The 15777-nt window shown below is 69.8% G+C and carries 12 protein-coding genes; 7 read left to right on the top strand and 5 right to left on the bottom strand.

From position 1 onward, the window contains the following. The first annotated feature begins 43 nt into the window (after positions 1–43). Genes qcrC through qcrB form a run of 3 tightly spaced genes read left to right on the top strand, consistent with a single transcriptional unit; the run spans position 44 to position 3638 of the window. A complete protein-coding gene (qcrC, locus tag JOD27_RS29340; RefSeq protein WP_204765515.1) occupies positions 44–856 on the top strand; it encodes a cytochrome bc1 complex diheme cytochrome c subunit in 813 nt (270 codons plus the stop codon). Further along, the gene (gene qcrA, locus JOD27_RS29335) at positions 853–1977 is read left to right on the top strand and encodes a cytochrome bc1 complex Rieske iron-sulfur subunit (protein ID WP_204765514.1); all 1125 of its coding nucleotides are present in this window, start codon (positions 853–855) and stop codon (positions 1975–1977) included. Before qcrC ends, qcrA begins: the two co-directional genes overlap by 4 nt. Next, positions 1974–3638, top strand: coding sequence for a cytochrome bc1 complex cytochrome b subunit (gene qcrB / locus JOD27_RS29330; protein ID WP_204765513.1), 1665 nt, complete (start codon positions 1974–1976; stop codon positions 3636–3638). Before qcrA ends, qcrB begins: the two co-directional genes overlap by 4 nt. A 64-nt stretch (positions 3639–3702) precedes the next feature. Here the strand turns inward: qcrB and JOD27_RS29325 are convergent, their stop codons facing one another. From JOD27_RS29325 to JOD27_RS29315, 3 genes are all read right to left on the bottom strand, one after another. Next, complete coding sequence (locus JOD27_RS29325) at positions 3703–3990, bottom strand: Lrp/AsnC family transcriptional regulator (RefSeq protein ID WP_045309335.1); 288 nt, start codon at positions 3988–3990, stop codon at positions 3703–3705. A 93-nt stretch (positions 3991–4083) separates the two neighbouring features. Next, positions 4084–4452 (bottom strand): VOC family protein, encoded by a 369-nt coding sequence (locus JOD27_RS29320; protein ID WP_204765512.1) that lies wholly within the window; start codon positions 4450–4452, stop codon positions 4084–4086. 139 nt (positions 4453–4591) lie between these two features. Then, the gene (locus tag JOD27_RS29315) at positions 4592–6292 is read right to left on the bottom strand and encodes a DEDD exonuclease domain-containing protein (protein ID WP_307830396.1); all 1701 of its coding nucleotides are present in this window, start codon (positions 6290–6292) and stop codon (positions 4592–4594) included. A 187-nt stretch (positions 6293–6479) separates the two neighbouring features. Here JOD27_RS29315 and JOD27_RS29310 point away from each other — a divergent pair, with 187 nt between their 5' ends. From JOD27_RS29310 to JOD27_RS29295, 4 genes are all read left to right on the top strand, one after another. Beyond that, positions 6480–7811: an NYN domain-containing protein gene (locus JOD27_RS29310; RefSeq protein ID WP_204765651.1), complete on the top strand. Its 1332-nt coding sequence runs from the start codon at positions 6480–6482 to the stop codon at positions 7809–7811. A 156-nt stretch (positions 7812–7967) separates the two neighbouring features. Beyond that, positions 7968–8909, top strand: coding sequence for a C40 family peptidase (locus JOD27_RS29305; RefSeq protein ID WP_307830395.1), 942 nt, complete (start codon positions 7968–7970; stop codon positions 8907–8909). A gap of 10 nt (positions 8910–8919) precedes the next feature. Beyond that, positions 8920–9687, top strand: coding sequence for a hypothetical protein (locus tag JOD27_RS29300; RefSeq protein ID WP_204765510.1), 768 nt, complete (start codon positions 8920–8922; stop codon positions 9685–9687). Positions 9688–9697: 10 nt separating this feature from the next. Further along, the gene (locus tag JOD27_RS29295; RefSeq protein WP_204765509.1) at positions 9698–10801 is read left to right on the top strand and encodes a glycosyltransferase family 4 protein; all 1104 of its coding nucleotides are present in this window, start codon (positions 9698–9700) and stop codon (positions 10799–10801) included. Here the strand turns inward: JOD27_RS29295 and JOD27_RS29290 are convergent. Beyond that, positions 10791–13655, bottom strand: a complete 2865-nt coding sequence (locus JOD27_RS29290; protein WP_204765508.1) for an AfsR/SARP family transcriptional regulator — start codon at positions 13653–13655, stop codon at positions 10791–10793. The genes JOD27_RS29295 and JOD27_RS29290 overlap by 11 nt on opposite strands. Before the next feature lie 244 nt (positions 13656–13899). Further along, positions 13900–15696, bottom strand: coding sequence for an AMP-dependent synthetase/ligase (locus JOD27_RS29285; protein ID WP_204765507.1), 1797 nt, complete (start codon positions 15694–15696; stop codon positions 13900–13902). Positions 15697–15777: the final 81 nt, after the last annotated feature.

The following is a 15777-nucleotide window of genomic DNA, read 5'->3' as shown; positions in this document are numbered from 1 at the left end:
AAGCCACGAGCTCCCGAACTGACAGCAAGGGTTGCCGCACACCATGACCACCACTACGAAACGCCCTCGCGGCGCCCGCACGAAGCTGCGCCGCCGGGTCGCCGGCCTGCTCGCGCTGGGCTTCGGCCTGCTGAGTGCCGGCATGCTGTTCGCCGCGTTCGCGCCCCAGGCGCAGACCGCCAACGCACAGCAGCAGGACGCACTGGTCCGCCAGGGCGAGCAGATCTACCTCAACACCTGCCTGAGCTGCCACGGCAGCTCGCTCGAGGGCGTCAAGGACCGCGGGCCGAGCCTGATCGGCGTCGGCGACGCCGCGGTCTACTTCCAGACTTCCTCCGGCCGCATGCCCATGGCGCGGCAGGAGGCGCAGGCCGTCCGCAAGCCCGCGAAGCTCTCTCCGGAGCAGATCAACGCGCTGATGGCCTACATCACCGCGAACGGTGGCGAGGGCCCGAAGAAGCCCTCCGAGACCGGTGAGGCCCTGCGCGGCGACAACCCGGCGCGCGGTGGCGAGCTCTTCCGCCTCAACTGCGCCAGCTGCCACAACTTCACGGGTCGTGGCGGTGCGCTGTCGTCCGGCAAGTTCGCGCCGACGCTCGACGGTGTGGCCGAGGAGCAGATCTACACGGCGATGCTGACCGGCCCGCAGAACATGCCGAAGTTCGGCGAGCGCCAGCTCACGCCGGAAGAGAAGAAAGACATCATCGCGTACGTCAAGTCGGTCACCGACGGAAACAACAACTCCGGCGGTAACCCCCTAGGCGGGTTCGGACCCGTGTCCGAGGGATTGATCGCGTTCATCGTGGGTATCGCCGCGCTCATCGGCGTGACCCTCTGGATCGGAGCCAAGGCATGAGCGGCGACAAGCCGACCGAGCTGCCCAGCGAGGCAGAGCTCGCGGAGATGAGCCGGGACGACCTCGTCAAGCTCGGCACGAAGATGGACGGCGTCGAGCTCGTCCACTACGAGGAGAAGTGGCCGGTCCCCGGCACCCGCGCCGAGCGTCGCGCTCAGCGGGTCGTCGCGCTGTGGTTCATGATCTCCGCGCTGTCGGGGCTCGCCTTCCTCGGCGTGTTCCTGTTCTGGCCGTGGCAGTACGAGGCCCCGCACACCGACGGCCACCTGCTGCACATGCTCTACAACCCGCTGATCGGTCTCTTCCTGGGCCTGTCGGTGGTGGGCCTGGGCGTCGGCGCGCTGCTCTACACCAAGAAGTTCATCCCGGACGAGCTCGCGGTGCAGCAGCGTCACGACGGCGCGTCGGCCGAGGTCGACCGCGCCACGCTGGTCGCCGAGCTCGCCGACGCCGGTGAGCGCAGCGGCATCGCGCGCCGCAGCCTGATCAAGCGCACCGCGGGCCTCGGCGCCGGCGTGCTGGGTCTGGGCGTGGCGGCCGTCCCGCTGGGCGCGCTCATCAAGAACCCGCACTCCGACAGCGAGACCAAGGCCTCGCTGTGGCACACCGGCTGGAAGTCCGAGAAGGGCGAGAAGGTCTACCTCCGCCGCCACACCGGCAACTTCCACGAGGTCTCCCTGGTGCGTCCCGAGGACGTCGAGCCGGGCGGCTTCGAGACGGTGTTCCCGTTCCGCGAGTCGGAGCGCGACAACGAGGAAGCCCTGGTCGCCGCCCTCAAGCGGTCCGACGCGCCGGTCATGCTCATCCGCATGCGCCCGAACCAGGCGATCACCAAGCGCGCCGGCCAGGAAGACTTCAACTACGGCGACCTGTACGCGTACTCGAAGATCTGCACGCACCTGGGTTGCCCGACCTCGCTGTTCGAGCAGCAGACCGGTCTGCTGCTCTGCCCGTGCCACCAGTCGCAGTTCGACGTGTTCGAGTACGCCAAGCCGCGGTTCGGTCCGGCGACCCGTCCTCTTCCCCAGCTTCCTATCACTGTGGACGAAGAGGGATACTTGGTTGCCCGCAGCGACTTCATCGAGGCTGTGGGTCCGGCGTTCTGGGAGCGGAAGTCATGAGTGCCATCACCACGCCGACGAAGCCGGCCAACGCGGCCGCGCGCGTCGCCGGAGCGGCGGCCAACGCTGCCGACGAGCGCTACCACGCAGCCGCTGGCCTGCGCAAACAGCTGAACAAGGTCTTCCCGACGCACTGGTCGTTCCTGCTCGGTGAGATCGCGCTGTACAGCTTCATCGTGCTGTTGCTGTCGGGTACGTACCTGGCGTTGTTCTTCGACCCGTCGATGACCGAGGTCACCTACAACGGCGCGTTCGAGAACCTGCGCGGCATCGAGATGTCGCGTGCGTTCGCCTCGACCCTCGACATCTCGTTCGAGACGCGCGGTGGTCTGTTCGTCCGCCAGGTGCACCACTGGGCGGCGCTGCTGTTCATGGCCGCGATCGTCGTGCACATGTTCCGGATCTTCTTCACCGGCGCGTTCCGCAAGCCGCGTGAGATCAACTGGGTCATCGGCATCGTGCTGTTCATGCTCGGCGCGATCGAGGGCTTCCTCGGCTACTCGCTGCCGGACGACCTGCTCTCCGGCACCGGTCTCCGCGTCATGGCGGCGCTGCTGATCTCGTTCCCGGTCATCGGCACGTGGCTGAACTGGCTGATGTTCGGCGGGGAGTTCCCCGGCACGGACATCATCCCGATGCTCTACACCGCGCACATCCTGCTGATCCCGGCGATCATCCTCGGCCTGATCGCGGCGCACCTCGCGCTGGTCTGGTACCAGAAGCACACGCAGTTCCCCGGCGTGGGCCGCAAGGAGACCAACGTCGTCGGCGTCCGCATCATGCCGGTGTTCGCGGCCAAGGGCGGTGGCTTCTTCGCCATCGTCGTCGGTGTCATCGCGATCATGGGTGGCGTCTTCCAGATCAACCCGATCTGGAACTTCGGCCCGTACAACCCCGCGCAGGTGTCCGCCGGTTCGCAGCCGGACTGGTACATGGGCTGGACCGACGGCCTGGTCCGCATCTGGCCCGCGTGGGAGTTCTACCTGGGCAACTACACGATCCCGGCGCCGTTCCTGCCGTTCATCCTCGGTCTGCCGCTGCTGACCGGCATCGCGGCGGTCTACCCGTGGATCGAGCGCAAGATGACCAAGGACTACGCGCATCACAACCTGCTGCAGCGCCCGCGTGACGTGCCCGTCCGCACCGCGCTCGGCTGGATGGCGATCACGTACTTCATGGTCCTGCTGCTCATGGGCGGCAACGACATCTTCGCGTACAAGTTCGACATCTCGTTGAACCTGACGACGTGGATGGGCCGCATCGGCATGCTGATCCTGCCGCCGATCGCGTACTTCGTCGCCTACCGCATCTGCATCGGCCTGCAGCGCGGCGACCGCGAGGTGCTCGAGCACGGTGTCGAGACCGGTATCATCAAGCGCCTGCCGCACGGCGAGTTCATCGAGATCCACCAGCCGCTCGGCCCGGTGGACGACCACGGTCACCCGCTCCCGCTCGCCTACCAGGGCGCGTCGGTGCCGAAGAAGATGAACAAGCTCGGCTCGGCCGGTCACCCGGTCGCCGGCAGCACGTGGTCGCCGGACCCGGTCGAGGAGACCGTGGCCCTGGAGAACGCGCGCAAGAAGGCGCACGCCTCCGAGGAGATCAGCGCCGAGGACAAGGCAGGCGAGCTCGCTGGCAAGCCGGCCGACCCGAAGGCCTGACGTTCCGAACCGCGAAAGCCCCCGTGATGGTTCACGGGGGCTTTTCGTTTGCGTCAGGTTCTGACTACTGGGCGTCGTCCAGCCCGATGGCGAAGGCCGCCTCGTCGTCGCGCTTCGAGTAGCTGCGGAACGCGATGTGCGTGTCGGTGTTCAGCACACCCGCGACCTTGCTGATCTTGCCCGGCACCAGCGCGGCCAGGTCCTCGTGCTTGCTCACCCGCACGAGCGCGATCAGGTCCACGTCACCGGCGCAGGAGTACACCTCCGTGACTCCGTCGATGTCGGCGATCTCCTGCGCCGCCTCGGGAATGCGTTCGGCGGCGGCCTGGATCAGCACGATGGCGGTGACCACGGCGTCCTCCTCTGGTCTCAGCACGGGTGACTAAAGCACTCGTAGTCTGCCCTACCGGCCCGTCGCCGACGTGAGGACGTCGCCGCGCGCACGTCACGCCGGCGCCATGAACTCCAGCCGGTTGCCGACGTTGTCGAAGGTGTGGAACCGGCGGAAGGCCCGGAAGTTTTCGTCCCACGTGATCTCGATGCCCGCGCCGGCGAGCCGCTCGGCGAGCGCGTCCAGGTCGCCGACCAGGATGCCCGGATGCGCTTTGCGGGCCGGCCGGAACTCCGCCTCGACCCCGAGGTGGATCTCCAACGACCCCGACCGCACCCACAGCCCGCCTCGGGCGGCGAGTGCTGGAGGCTTCTCCACCTCTTTCATGCCGAGCACGCCGACGTAGAAGGCGCGGCAGTCGTCCTCGGCGCCCGCCGGGATCGCCAGCTGGACGTGGTGCAGTGCGTACCCGATGTCGCTCATGATCGCGATTCTGCGCCGGGCGCACCCCCGGCCGTGCCACATCCGATATATCAGTTGTCCGGCACCACGTTGACCTGTGCCTTAGCAATGAGACTTTGGACTTCGTCCGCAAAAGACTCATTGCTAAGGCGTGTGCGGGTCAGGTCCAGCGGTCGTGCAGGGGGCGGGCGCCCGCGGCTTGTTCGGCCCACGGCAGCCAGGCCGCGGCGGCGCCGGCGGGGGAGGACCAGGGCTCGTCCGCGTACACCAGGCGGGTGCCCGGCTGGTCGAGCCAGCGCAGCACGACGCCGGTCTCCTCGGGCGGTGCGCCGCGCAGCGGGCCGGCGGTCGGCACGACTGTTTCGGCCGACGCGACGAGGGCGTCGACCACCGGCATCGGACGGGTGCCTCGTCGGGCGACTCCGGCGGAGGCGAGCCGGCCGTAGCGGACGACGGAGAACTCCCAGCCGCCTTCGCGGTCGGGGCGGGCAGCCACGAGTTGGGGCAGCGCGGCGAGGGCGGCCAGGCGTTGGGCACGGTCGAGCGACCGGACCAGGCCGGCCAGGCGGTCGCGGCGGGTGGCCGCTTCCTCGAAGCGTTCGGCTGAGGCCAGGGTGCCCAGCTGGTCGATGAGCTTGCGTAAAGGATCGGCGCTGCGGCCCACGACCAGATCGCGGACCGCCACGACCGCGGGGGAGTACTCCTCGACGGTCTGGCGGCCCGCGCACGGGGCCTGGCAGCGGCCCAGTTCGGCCAGGGCGCACGGAGTGGCCCGCTGGTTGGTCGCCGGGATCTTGATGGTGCACGAGCGCAACGGCACGGCGTCGAGCAGCGCGCTCGCCACCGACTCGGCTGCCTGGCGCGTGCGGAACGGACCCAATGCGCCGTCACGAGGGTTTCTGACCATGGACAGCCGTGGGAAAGGCTCATCGGTCAGCACGAGCCACCACGCGTGGTGAGGGTTTTTCGATCTGCGGTTGTATGCCGGACGATGTGCCCGCAGCAGGCGCAGTTCGCGTACTTCGGCTTCCAGCGGATGAGCGCACTCCACGGCGTCGACGCGGACGGCGAGCGCGACCATCTCGCGGAGCCTGCGTCTGCCCTCGCTGGCCGTGAAGTACTGCCGGACGCGGCGGCGCAGATCTGACGCCGTGCCGACGTAGAGCACCTCTTCCTTCGGGCCGCGGAAGAGGTAGACGCCCGGCTTGGACGGCAGGTGCGCGGCCAGGCTGCGCTTGCGGCGTTGTTCCGGCGTCACCTCCGGCAGATAGGCCAGCAGTTCTTCCAGGGAGTGCACGCCGACGTTGCCGACCCGCTCCAGCAGCGAGTGCAGCACCTCGACCGTGGCGCGCGCGTCGGCCAGCGCCCGGTGCGTCGGCCTGGTCGACGTGTGGAAGAGGTCGGCCAGTGCGGACAGGCGGCACGACGGGGCCTCGTCGCGGCTCAGCACGCGCCGCGCCAGCTTCACCGTGCAGACCACCGGCGGTTTCGGCCACCGGTAGCCGTACCGCTCGCAGGCCGCCTTGAGAAAGCTGATGTCGAAGCCGGAGTTGTGCGCCACCAGCACCGCTCCGGCCGCGAACTCGAGGAACGCGGGCAGCACCGTCTGCAGCCTCGGCGCGCCCGTGACCATCAGCTGTGTGATGCCGGTCAGCTGCGCCACCTGGACCGGGATGCCGCGTTCGGGGTCGACGAGCGTGGCGAACTCGCCGATGACCTCACCGCCGCGCACCTTCACCGCGCCGATCTCGGTGACGGCGTCCTCCTCGGCGCTTCCGCCTGTCGTCTCCAGGTCGAACACGACGAACGTCGTGTCGTGCAGGGGCGTCCCGAGCTCGTCGAAGGACAGTTGACCGGTCACGATGTGGGACGTTAGCGACGGGGTCTGACAATTTTCGGCGGCGATCATTCGCAGGGGCGTTGACCTGCGGTTGTCAGGTCGGCAGGAGGTCGTCCGGCGGTCTTGTCCAGATCGTTGTTCCGAAGCCGGGAGATGTCCGTGCGCTGCTCGAGCACGGGGGCTCTAGCCTGTTGGGGTGCCAGACCCGATGCCCGAGCCCGAGTTCGACCAGCCTGCCGAGGACGCAGGCGAGTCCACTGTGGACTGGTCGGCCCTGCCGGAGCCGTTGCGGGTGCGGCTGGCGGAGCTCGGTGCCGACGCGCTCGGCGAGATGGCGAAGGTCGACGTTCCCCAGCACCTCCGACCGGTGGCGAAGTTCGCCCCGACGAAGCGTGCTCGGCTGGGCGGGGCTCAGGTCGTCGCCGGCCTGCGGGACTCGGCCAACTTCCGCACGGCCGTCGTGGAGTGGCTGCGCAAGAACAGGCCGTCGACGCTGGAGGTGACCTCGCCCGACCCGGTGACGGCTGCCGCGGCGGCGGTGCTGACCGGTGACGAGGTCGCGCCTCATTACGTGGAGCTGGTGTCGCGGCGGGTCGGCGACGCGACGCTGCGTGCCGAACGGGACGCCGCGGTAGCACGAGCGGAACGGCTCGAGGTCGAACTGGAACGGCTGAAGGCGGAACGCAGCCAGCTCGACGGGGCTGCCGAACGCGTCCGCGCGGACGCCGAGATCGAACTGGAACGGCTGCGCAAGCGGCTGCGCGAGCAGGGCGTGAAGCTGCGCGAGGCCAAGGACGCCGCGGAAGCCGCCGCCGCCGAGGTGGACAGGATCCAGGAACGCACGGCCGACGAGGTCAAGCGACTCACCGCCGAACGCGACCGCGAACGGGAACGGGCCGAGACCGAGCGGGCCAAGGCACAACGGGCCATCGCCGACGCCGAGGTCGCGCGCCAGTCCGCGCGGGAGGCCCGGCAGGCGGACGAGGTGCGGCTCGCGCTGCTCGTGGACACGCTCGACGGTGCCGTGACGGGTCTGCGTCGTGAACTCGCGCTGGGTGGCACGGGACCGCGTCCTGCCGACCTCGTGCGAGGCGCCAGTGCCTCGCAGGGTGCCGTCGGACGCGTGGAGGACCCCGCCGCCCTGGATCGACTGCTGGCGTTGCCCGCTGTCCATTTGGTGGTGGACGGCTACAACGTCACCAAGACCGGCTATCCGGAGCTGTCGCTGTCGGACCAACGTGATCGGCTCGTGCACCAGCTGGCCGTGCTGGCCGCGCGCACGGGCGCCGAGGTCACGTTGGTGTTCGATGGTGCGGGGGTGGTGGCCGTGCCTGCGGCGGCGCCACGGGGCGTGCGCGTCCTCTTCAGCGATCCCGGTGTTCTGGCCGATGACGTCATTCGTGCGCTGGTCACCGCGGAGCCGGAGGGGCGTCCCGTGGTGGTGGTGACGTCGGATCGCGCGGTCGCCGACTCGGTGCGCCGGCGTGGCGCGCACCCGGTGCCGTCCGCTGTGTTGCTGGCCCGTCTCGGGCGCGTTTGATCACCCGGTAGCCTGACGCCCTGTCGATCTTTGGGGGTCGATCTTTGGGGTCGATCTGACGGTCTTGTTCTCGCGAAGGGGATCGGCGACGTGATGTCGCGCAAGCTCACCCGCGGTGTTCTGGTTACCGCCCTGGTTTTCTCCGCACTTCCGGCCGTGTCGTTCGCAGCACAGCCGGCTGATCCGGCGCGCGCGTACGCCGCGCTGACGGAACAGGCGACAAAGCTCAACGAGGAAGTCCTGCGCGCGCAGGAGGATCTCGTCCAGCGGCGGGCCGAGCTCGAGCGTGCGACCGCGGATGTCGCGGCGGCGCAGCAGATCGAGCGGCAGGCGAAGTCCGACGAGGACGACTACCGCGGCCAGGTCGACCTCATCACGCAGGCGTCGTTCGAGGGCGCGCGGTTCAACCAGCTGTCGGCGCTGCTCGTCGCCGACTCGCAGCAGGACTTCCTGAACCGCCTCGAGATGATGCGGGTGCTGGCGTCGGACAAGGCCGACTCGCTGGCGCGGCTGTCCGGTGCGGTGGAGAAGGCCCGTCAGGCGCACCAGGTGGCGGAGAACGCGCGGACCCGTGCCGCCGAGGCCACCTCGGCCGCCGAGAAGCTGAAGAACGACCTCGACGCGCGCAACCGCGCGTTGCAGGCCCAGATCGGCGAGGTACGTGCGGCGTTGACGCGGCTGCCGGCGCCGGTCGTGAACCAGTTGCGCGATCCGGGCGACCGGTCACCGGTCCGCGTGCCGGAGGGGGCGGCGGGCATCGCGCTGGCGTTCGCGCTGGAGCAGCGCGGGGACGGGTACAAGTACGGCGGGACCGGGCTCGACGAGTGGGACTGCGCCGGTCTGACGATGAAGGCCTACGCGGCCGCCGGGTACGCGATCCCGCGGACGTCCGGCGGACAGGCCGGGGTGGGGCGCGTCGTGTCGCGCGGTGACGTCCGCGCGGGCGACCTGATCATCTACTACGCGAGCCGGTCGCACGTCGCGATGGCTGTCGACAACATGCGAGCCGTGCACGCCTCGACCGAGGGTCAGCCGGTGAAGATCGCCCCGATCGACGCCATCGGGCCTATCGCGGTGATTCGGCGTATCGAGGGCTAGCGTTGCGCCGGTGAAATACGTACGGACGTTGCTGGCGATCACGGTCGCCATGACGTTCCTGCTCGGCCTCACCATTGCAACACGGCCCGTTGAGTTGCCGCCGACTGCAACAGCTCATTGCAAAGAGGCGGTGCTCAAGGTCTCCGCCGGTACTGTGACCAGCAGTTCTTGCGATGGTGAGCTGGCCTCCCGGGTGTCGGGGCTCGTGGACGAGTCGGTGGCCGGCGTCGCCGATATATTGGATATCAGCTGGGTGAAGCGGGTCGACGTCGTCATTCCGGCGACGGATGCGGACCTGGTGTCGCTCGTCGGACCGGCGTTCACGGACATGGCCGGCGTCGCGATTCGTGACGGTGCCGGGCAGCGCGTGGTGCTCAACCGGGCGCGGGCGGCGTCGCTCACGCAGCTGGAATTGCGCGTGCTGCTGCGGCACGAGATCACGCATGTGGCAACGCGTGACCTGACGTCGGACTCGGCTCCGCTGTGGCTGGTGGAGGGGTTCGCGGACTGGGTGGCGTTCCACGGCCTCGGGGTGCCGTTGCGCCAGGCCGCGCCATTGCTCACCTCGAACGTCTCGGCGCTGCCGACCGATTTCGGCGGTCCCGGTCGTGACCTGGCCTACCAGCAGGCGTACTCGATCATGGTCTACCTGGAGTCGAAGCTGGGCGAGCGGGGCGTCGTGGCCTTCTTCCTGCAGCACGCGTCGCTGTCCGCTGTGGACCCGCGGGCGGTCGACGTGCCGGGCTGGCGCGATTTCCTGCGATCGAGCATCGGATAGCGTTGGTCCCGTGCGCCGAACCTTGCTGGTGACCAACGACTTCCCACCCCGCCCTGGTGGCATCCAGTCCTACCTGCACGCGCTGGCGACACGGCTGCCCGAGGACTCCCTCGTCGTGTACGCGCCGAAGTGGAAGGGCGCGGCGGAGTTCGACGCGGAGCAGCCTTTTCCTGTCGTCCGGCATCCCACGTCCCTGATGCTGCCGACGCCTGACGTCCTCAAGCGCGCCCGCGAGATCGCGCGTGCCGAGTCGTGCGACGCCGCGTGGTTCGGTGCGGCGGCTCCGCTGGCGTTGCTGGCACCCTCGCTCGACCTGAGCCGCGCGGTCGCGTGCACCCACGGCCACGAGGTCGGCTGGTCGATGCTGCCGGTGGCACGGCAGGCGTTGCGGGCCATCGGGTCCGGTGTGGACGTTGTGACCTACGTGAGCCGCTACACGCGTTCGCGGTTCGCCGCGGCGTTCGGTCCGATGGCGGCGCTGGAGCATCTTCCGTCCGGTGTGGACACTGACCTCTATCGCCCGGACCCGGCCGCGCGTGCCGAGATCCGCCGCCGCTACGGGCTGGGCGACCGTCCGGTGATCGTGTGCGTGTCACGGTTGGTGCCGCGCAAGGGGCAGGACGTACTGATCCGCGCGTTGCCGCTGATCCAGCGCACGGCGCCGGACGCGGCACTGCTGATCGTCGGCGGCGGACCGTACCGGGGCACGCTCGAGAAGCTGGCCGCCGGCAACCGCGACGTGGTGCTGACCGGTTCTGTGCCGTGGGAGGAACTGCCCGCGCACTACAACGCCGGCGACGTCTTCGCGATGCCCTGCCGCACCCGCGGACGCGGCCTCGACGTCGAGGGCCTCGGCATCGTCTACCTGGAGGCCTCGGCGACCGGGCTGCCGGTGATCGCCGGACGGTCCGGCGGCGCGCCGGAGACCGTGCGCGACGGCATCACCGGCAACGTCGTCGACGGCCGCGACGTGGAGCACGTCGCCGAGAGGGTCGCCGCCCTGCTCGCCGACCCCGAGATGGCGGCCAAAATGGGCCGTGCCGGGCGGGAGTGGGTGAGCGACCACTGGCGGTGGGACCAGCTCGCACACCGCCTCGAAGGCCTCATCGGCTGAGTTCGCGGGCCCGGTTCTCCAGGGCGCGCAACCCGAGTTCGGCGCTGCGCCGTGCGGCCTCGTCGGCGGCGGACCGGGAATCGGAGTCGCGTTCGAGATCCCGCCACACCACGGAGAGGTCGATCAGCGCGCGGATCTCACCGGAGGCGTAACCGATCCGACGAGCCGTCACCAGGGCCTGCTCGAACAGCTCGGCCGCGGCGTCGAGGTCGGACAGCGCGCGGCGGACCTCGCCGAGCGTGATCCGCACCGACGTCGCCACCTGTGGATCACCACCATCGGCGACCAGCGACAACGCCCGCGACGCCAGCGACAGCGCGGCCTCGGGGTTGCCCGCGGCGAGCTCCAGCGCGGCGAGGTTGTCCAGGGCCTCGGCCTCGCCCGCCGCCACGTTGCCGAGCTCCAGGGCGCGTTCGAGATGGGTGCGCGCCTCGTCGAACCGGCCCTGCAGGCGCAGCGCCATGCCGAGGTAGGTGTGGCTGTCGGCGTTCGGCGCGAGAGCCAGCGCCTGGGAGAAGTGCTCGACGGCGCCGTCGATCTCGCCGAGCTCCACGGCGAGCTGGCCGAGGTTGTACAGGCTGCTGCTGACGCTGTCGGCGGAACGCAGCATCTCCAGGCTGCGGACCAGCGCCTGCTTCGCCTCGGGCAGCTGGCCGGAACGCCGGTGGACGAGGCTCAGGTTGTTCAGAACGCTCGCCTCGGCATCCTCGTCGCCCAGCGCCCGGTACAGCTCGATGGCCTGGTTGTGGTGCTCCACCGACAGCGCGTACTCGCCGAGCCGCAGGTAGAGCGTGCCGAGGTTGGCGTGCATCGCGGCCTCCGCCGGGCGGTGCGCGGACACCTGCGCGGCCTGCAGCCCGTGGTGCGCGGTCGCGAGCCACTCACCGATGTGCTGGCCCATCCACAGGTACCCCCGCAACGCGTCGGCCAGCTGCCACGCCATCGGCGCCGGGCCGTGGTCGGCGGCGTGCCGGATGGCCGCGGTCAGGTTCGGGCGTTCCGCGTCGAGCCACGCCAGCGCCTCTGCCGAGTTGGAGATCCGCGGCGCCGGACCGGAAGCCGACGACGGCAGCCGCACGATCCCGGGGTAGAGCAGTTCGGCACAACGCTCCACGCCGCGCATGTAGTGGTTGAGCAACGCCGTCCACGCGACCTCCTGCTCGGCGGCGCTGTCCGACTGTTCGCGCAACGTCGCCGCGTAGCGCACGAGCTCGTCGTGGAACCGGTAGCGGCCGGGCGCCACCGGCACCACCAGCTTCGCGATCGCCAGCACCGCCAGCAGGCCTTCTGCGTCCACATCGGCCAGTGCGGAGGCGGCCTCCGCGGTGAAGTCGGGGCCCGGCACGAGCGACAGCAGCCGGAACAACCGCTGCGGTGCGGGCGGCAGAGCCGCGTAGGCGAGCTCGATCGGCGAACCCGAAATCGTCACGTCGTCGCGGCCCGCCAGGTAGGCGGCGGCCACCCGCAACGCGAGCGGCAGGTGCCCGCACCGGGCGGCCAGCTCCGCGTGATCACCAGGCCCCAGCAGTGTGGTGAGCAACGCCGAGGACTCCGACGGCGTGAACACGTCGACCGACACCGTCCGCGCGCCGTTCATCGCGATCAGGCCGCGCAGGTCGTCCCGCGATGTCACGATCACCCGGCACGACGCCGTTCCCGGCAGCAACGACCGCACCTGGTCGGGCGCGGAGGCGTTGTCGAGCACCAGCAGCATCCGGCGGCCCGACAGCAGCGACCGCAGCATCGTGCTCTGCTCGTCGGCGTCCGGCGGGATCTCGTCCGGCGGCACGCCCAGCGCCCGCAGGAACCGCGACAGCACGTCCATCCCGTCCGCCGGCGGCCCGAGCGAGTACCCGCGCAGGTCGACGTACAGCTGCCCGTCCGGGAAGTGGTCGCGCAGCAGGTGCGCCACGTGCACCGCCAGCGTCGTCTTGCCCACGCCCGGCTGCCCTGCCAGCGTCACGATCGGCACCGAACCGCCCGTGAGCAGACCGGAGACCCGTTCCACGTGCCACACGCGCCCCGTGAAGTCGGCGATGTCGTCGGGCAGCCGCATCGGCGACGCGGGCGCGCGTTCCGGTTCACGCGCGGCGACAGGTGCCGCGAGTTCCGGCGCTCCCATCAGGATCGCCTGGTGCAGCTCGCGCAGCTCCTCGGTCGGGTCGATGCCGAGCTGTTCGTCCAGCGTCCGGTCCAGCTGCCGGAACGCCTCCAACGCCTCCGCCTGCCTGCTGCTGCGGTACAGCGCGAGCATCAGCTGACCCCAGAACCGTTCGCGCAACGGGTGGTCTCGCGTCAGCGCGAACAGCTCCGGCACCAGGTCGGCATGGTTGCCCAGCGCGAGCTCGACGTCCACGCGCTGTTCGTGCACGGTCATCAGCAGCTCGGTCAGCCGTGGCGCGTGCTCGGAGTTCAGCGTCTCCGAAGGCACGTCCGACAGGACCGGACCACGCCACAGCTCCAACGCCTCGGCAAACGCTTTCCGCGCGCTGACCAGGTCGTTCGACGCCGCTGCCGCACGTCCGCGAGCAGCCGCGTCAGCGAACCGGTGCACGTCCACGGCCAGCGGGTCGACGCGCATCCGGTAGCCGTCGGCGGCGGTCTGGATCAACGAGGGGTCGCCCAGCGCCGCCCGCAGCCGCATCACGTACGTCTGCAACGTGCCACGCGTGCGTGCGGGCGGTGCGTCGCCCCAGAGGTGCTCGACGAGTTCCGTCACGGGTACGACGCGGTTCGGTCGCAGCAGCAACGCCGCCAGCAACGCTCGATGCTTGCCCGCCCGCAGCACCACCGGTGTGTCGTTCAGGCGCACTTCCATCGGGCCGAGCAGCCGGAACTGCGGACCCGGAGCCATTGCCTTCCCCTCGTACGTGTCGAATGATCCCCGTCTACGGACAGCCTATTAGCGCGCTGTCGCCGAGTGACATCGACGCGTCAGCGATACGTCAGCGCCGTACGGCAATCTTCTACACGTCCCGGTCGGGGGGCCGGGGCAACAAACTTCTCGGGTTCCGCGGAGATCCGCGGATCACGATCGCTGGGGGTCGAAAGGCCCAGGAACTCGTCCGAGTTCCTGGGCCTTTCGCGCATTGACCCGCTTACTTCGCGTAGATGGCGTCGATGTCCGACGCGTAGGTCGTCGCCACGACAGAGCGCTTGAGCTTCAGCGACGGCGTCATCTCGCCACCGGCCTCGGTGAAGTCGACCGGCAGCACCCGGAACTTGCGGATCGCCTCCGCCTTCGACACCGACTTGTTCGCCTCGTCCACCACGGCCTGGATCTCGGCCAGCAGCTCCGCGTCCTCGATCAGGTCCGCGACGTCCGCCGACGCCGGCTTGCCGTGCGACTCCTTCCACGCCGGGAAGAACTCGGGGTCGATCGTGATCAGCGCGCCGATGAACGGCTGCTTGTCGCCGACGACCATGCACTGCGACACCAGGGGGTGCGCCCGGATGCGGTCCTCGAGCTGCGCGGGGGAGACGTTCTTGCCACCGGCGGTGACGATGATCTCCTTCTTGCGGCCCGTGATCTTCAGGAAGCCCTCGCTGTCGAGCTCGCCGATGTCACCGGTGTGGAACCAGCCGTCCTCCAGGGCCTCCTTGGTGGCGGCCTCGTTGTTCCAGTAGCCGGTGAAGACGATGTCGCCCTTGATGAGGATCTCGCCGTCCTCGCCGATCCGCACCGACGTGCCGGGCACCGGCAGGCCGACCGTGCCGACCTTCTCCTGGCCGCGGAACGTGACGCACGCCGCGGCCGACGTCTCCGTCAGGCCATAGCCCTCGTACACCGGGATGCCCGCGCCGCGGAAGAAGTGCGACAGCCGGTCACCCAGCGGCGCGCCACCGGATACCGCCGCGATCGCCCGGCCGCCCAGCGCGGCCCGCAGCTTCGCGAACACCAGCTTGTCGAACACGGCGTGCTTGAGCCGCAGCACCAGGCCGGGGCCACCGTTGTCCAGGGCGCTCGAGTACTCGACGGCGGTCGCCTCGGCCGCGTCGAAGATCTTGCCCTTGCCACCGGCGTGCGCCTTCTGCTTGGCGCCGTTGTAGACCTTCTCGAACACGCGCGGCACCGCGACGACGAACGTCGGCCGGAACTGACCCAGGTCCCCGACGAGGTTCTTCACGTCGGCGGTGTGGCCCAGCGTCGCGCGCGAGTACACGCACGCCAGCGCCAGAGCGCGCGCCAGGATGTGCGCGAGCGGCAGGAACAGCAGCAGTGAGTTGCCCGCCGTGAGGATCTCGGGGAACCGCGACAGCGCCGACCGCACCTCGGACAGCAGGTTGCGGTGCGTCAGCGTGCAGCCCTTCGGGCGGCCCGTCGTGCCGGACGTGTAGACCAGCGTCGCCGTGTCGTCCGCCTGCACCTTCTTGCGGCGCTCGTGCACCTGCTCGTCGGTGATCTCGGCACCGAGGGCGGTCAGCTCGTCGACCGCGGCGGCCGAGCCCTCGATCTGCCACACGTGGCGCAGCTCGGGCAGCTTGCCGACGATCTCGTCGACGGACGCGCGGTGCGCCGACGTCTCGACGAAGACCGCCTTCGCGCCGGAGTCGGACAGGATCCACTCGATCTGGTCCGCCGACGACGTCTCGTAGATCGGCACGACGATGCCGCCGGCCGCCCAGATGGCGAAGTCGAGCAGCGACCACTCGTAGCGGGTCTTGGAGACCAGGCCGATCCGGTCGCCCAGCTCGATGCCCGCGGCGACCAGGCCCTTGGCGACGGCCATGACCTGCGCGGCGAAGTCACGCGCGGTGATGTCCACCCAGGTGCCGTCGATCTGCCGGCGGAAGCTGACGGCGTTGCCGAAGCGTTCCGCGTTGGCCCACACCATGTCGGTGAGGTTCTCCTCCGGAGCCACTGCGGCGGTGGCGGGGACGCTGAACTCGCGCACGTCAACCTCCGTACGGTGATTTGTTACTGGTGGGGAAACTTAGCGTGTGATTCCAGCGATACAAAGGTCGGTACGCCCTTC

Source organism: Lentzea nigeriaca (assembly GCF_016907955.1).
Taxonomy (GTDB): domain Bacteria; phylum Actinomycetota; class Actinomycetes; order Mycobacteriales; family Pseudonocardiaceae; genus Lentzea; species Lentzea nigeriaca.
The sequence above is the reverse complement of the archived record's forward strand: the minus strand, read 5'-3'. Positions and strand labels throughout refer to the sequence as shown.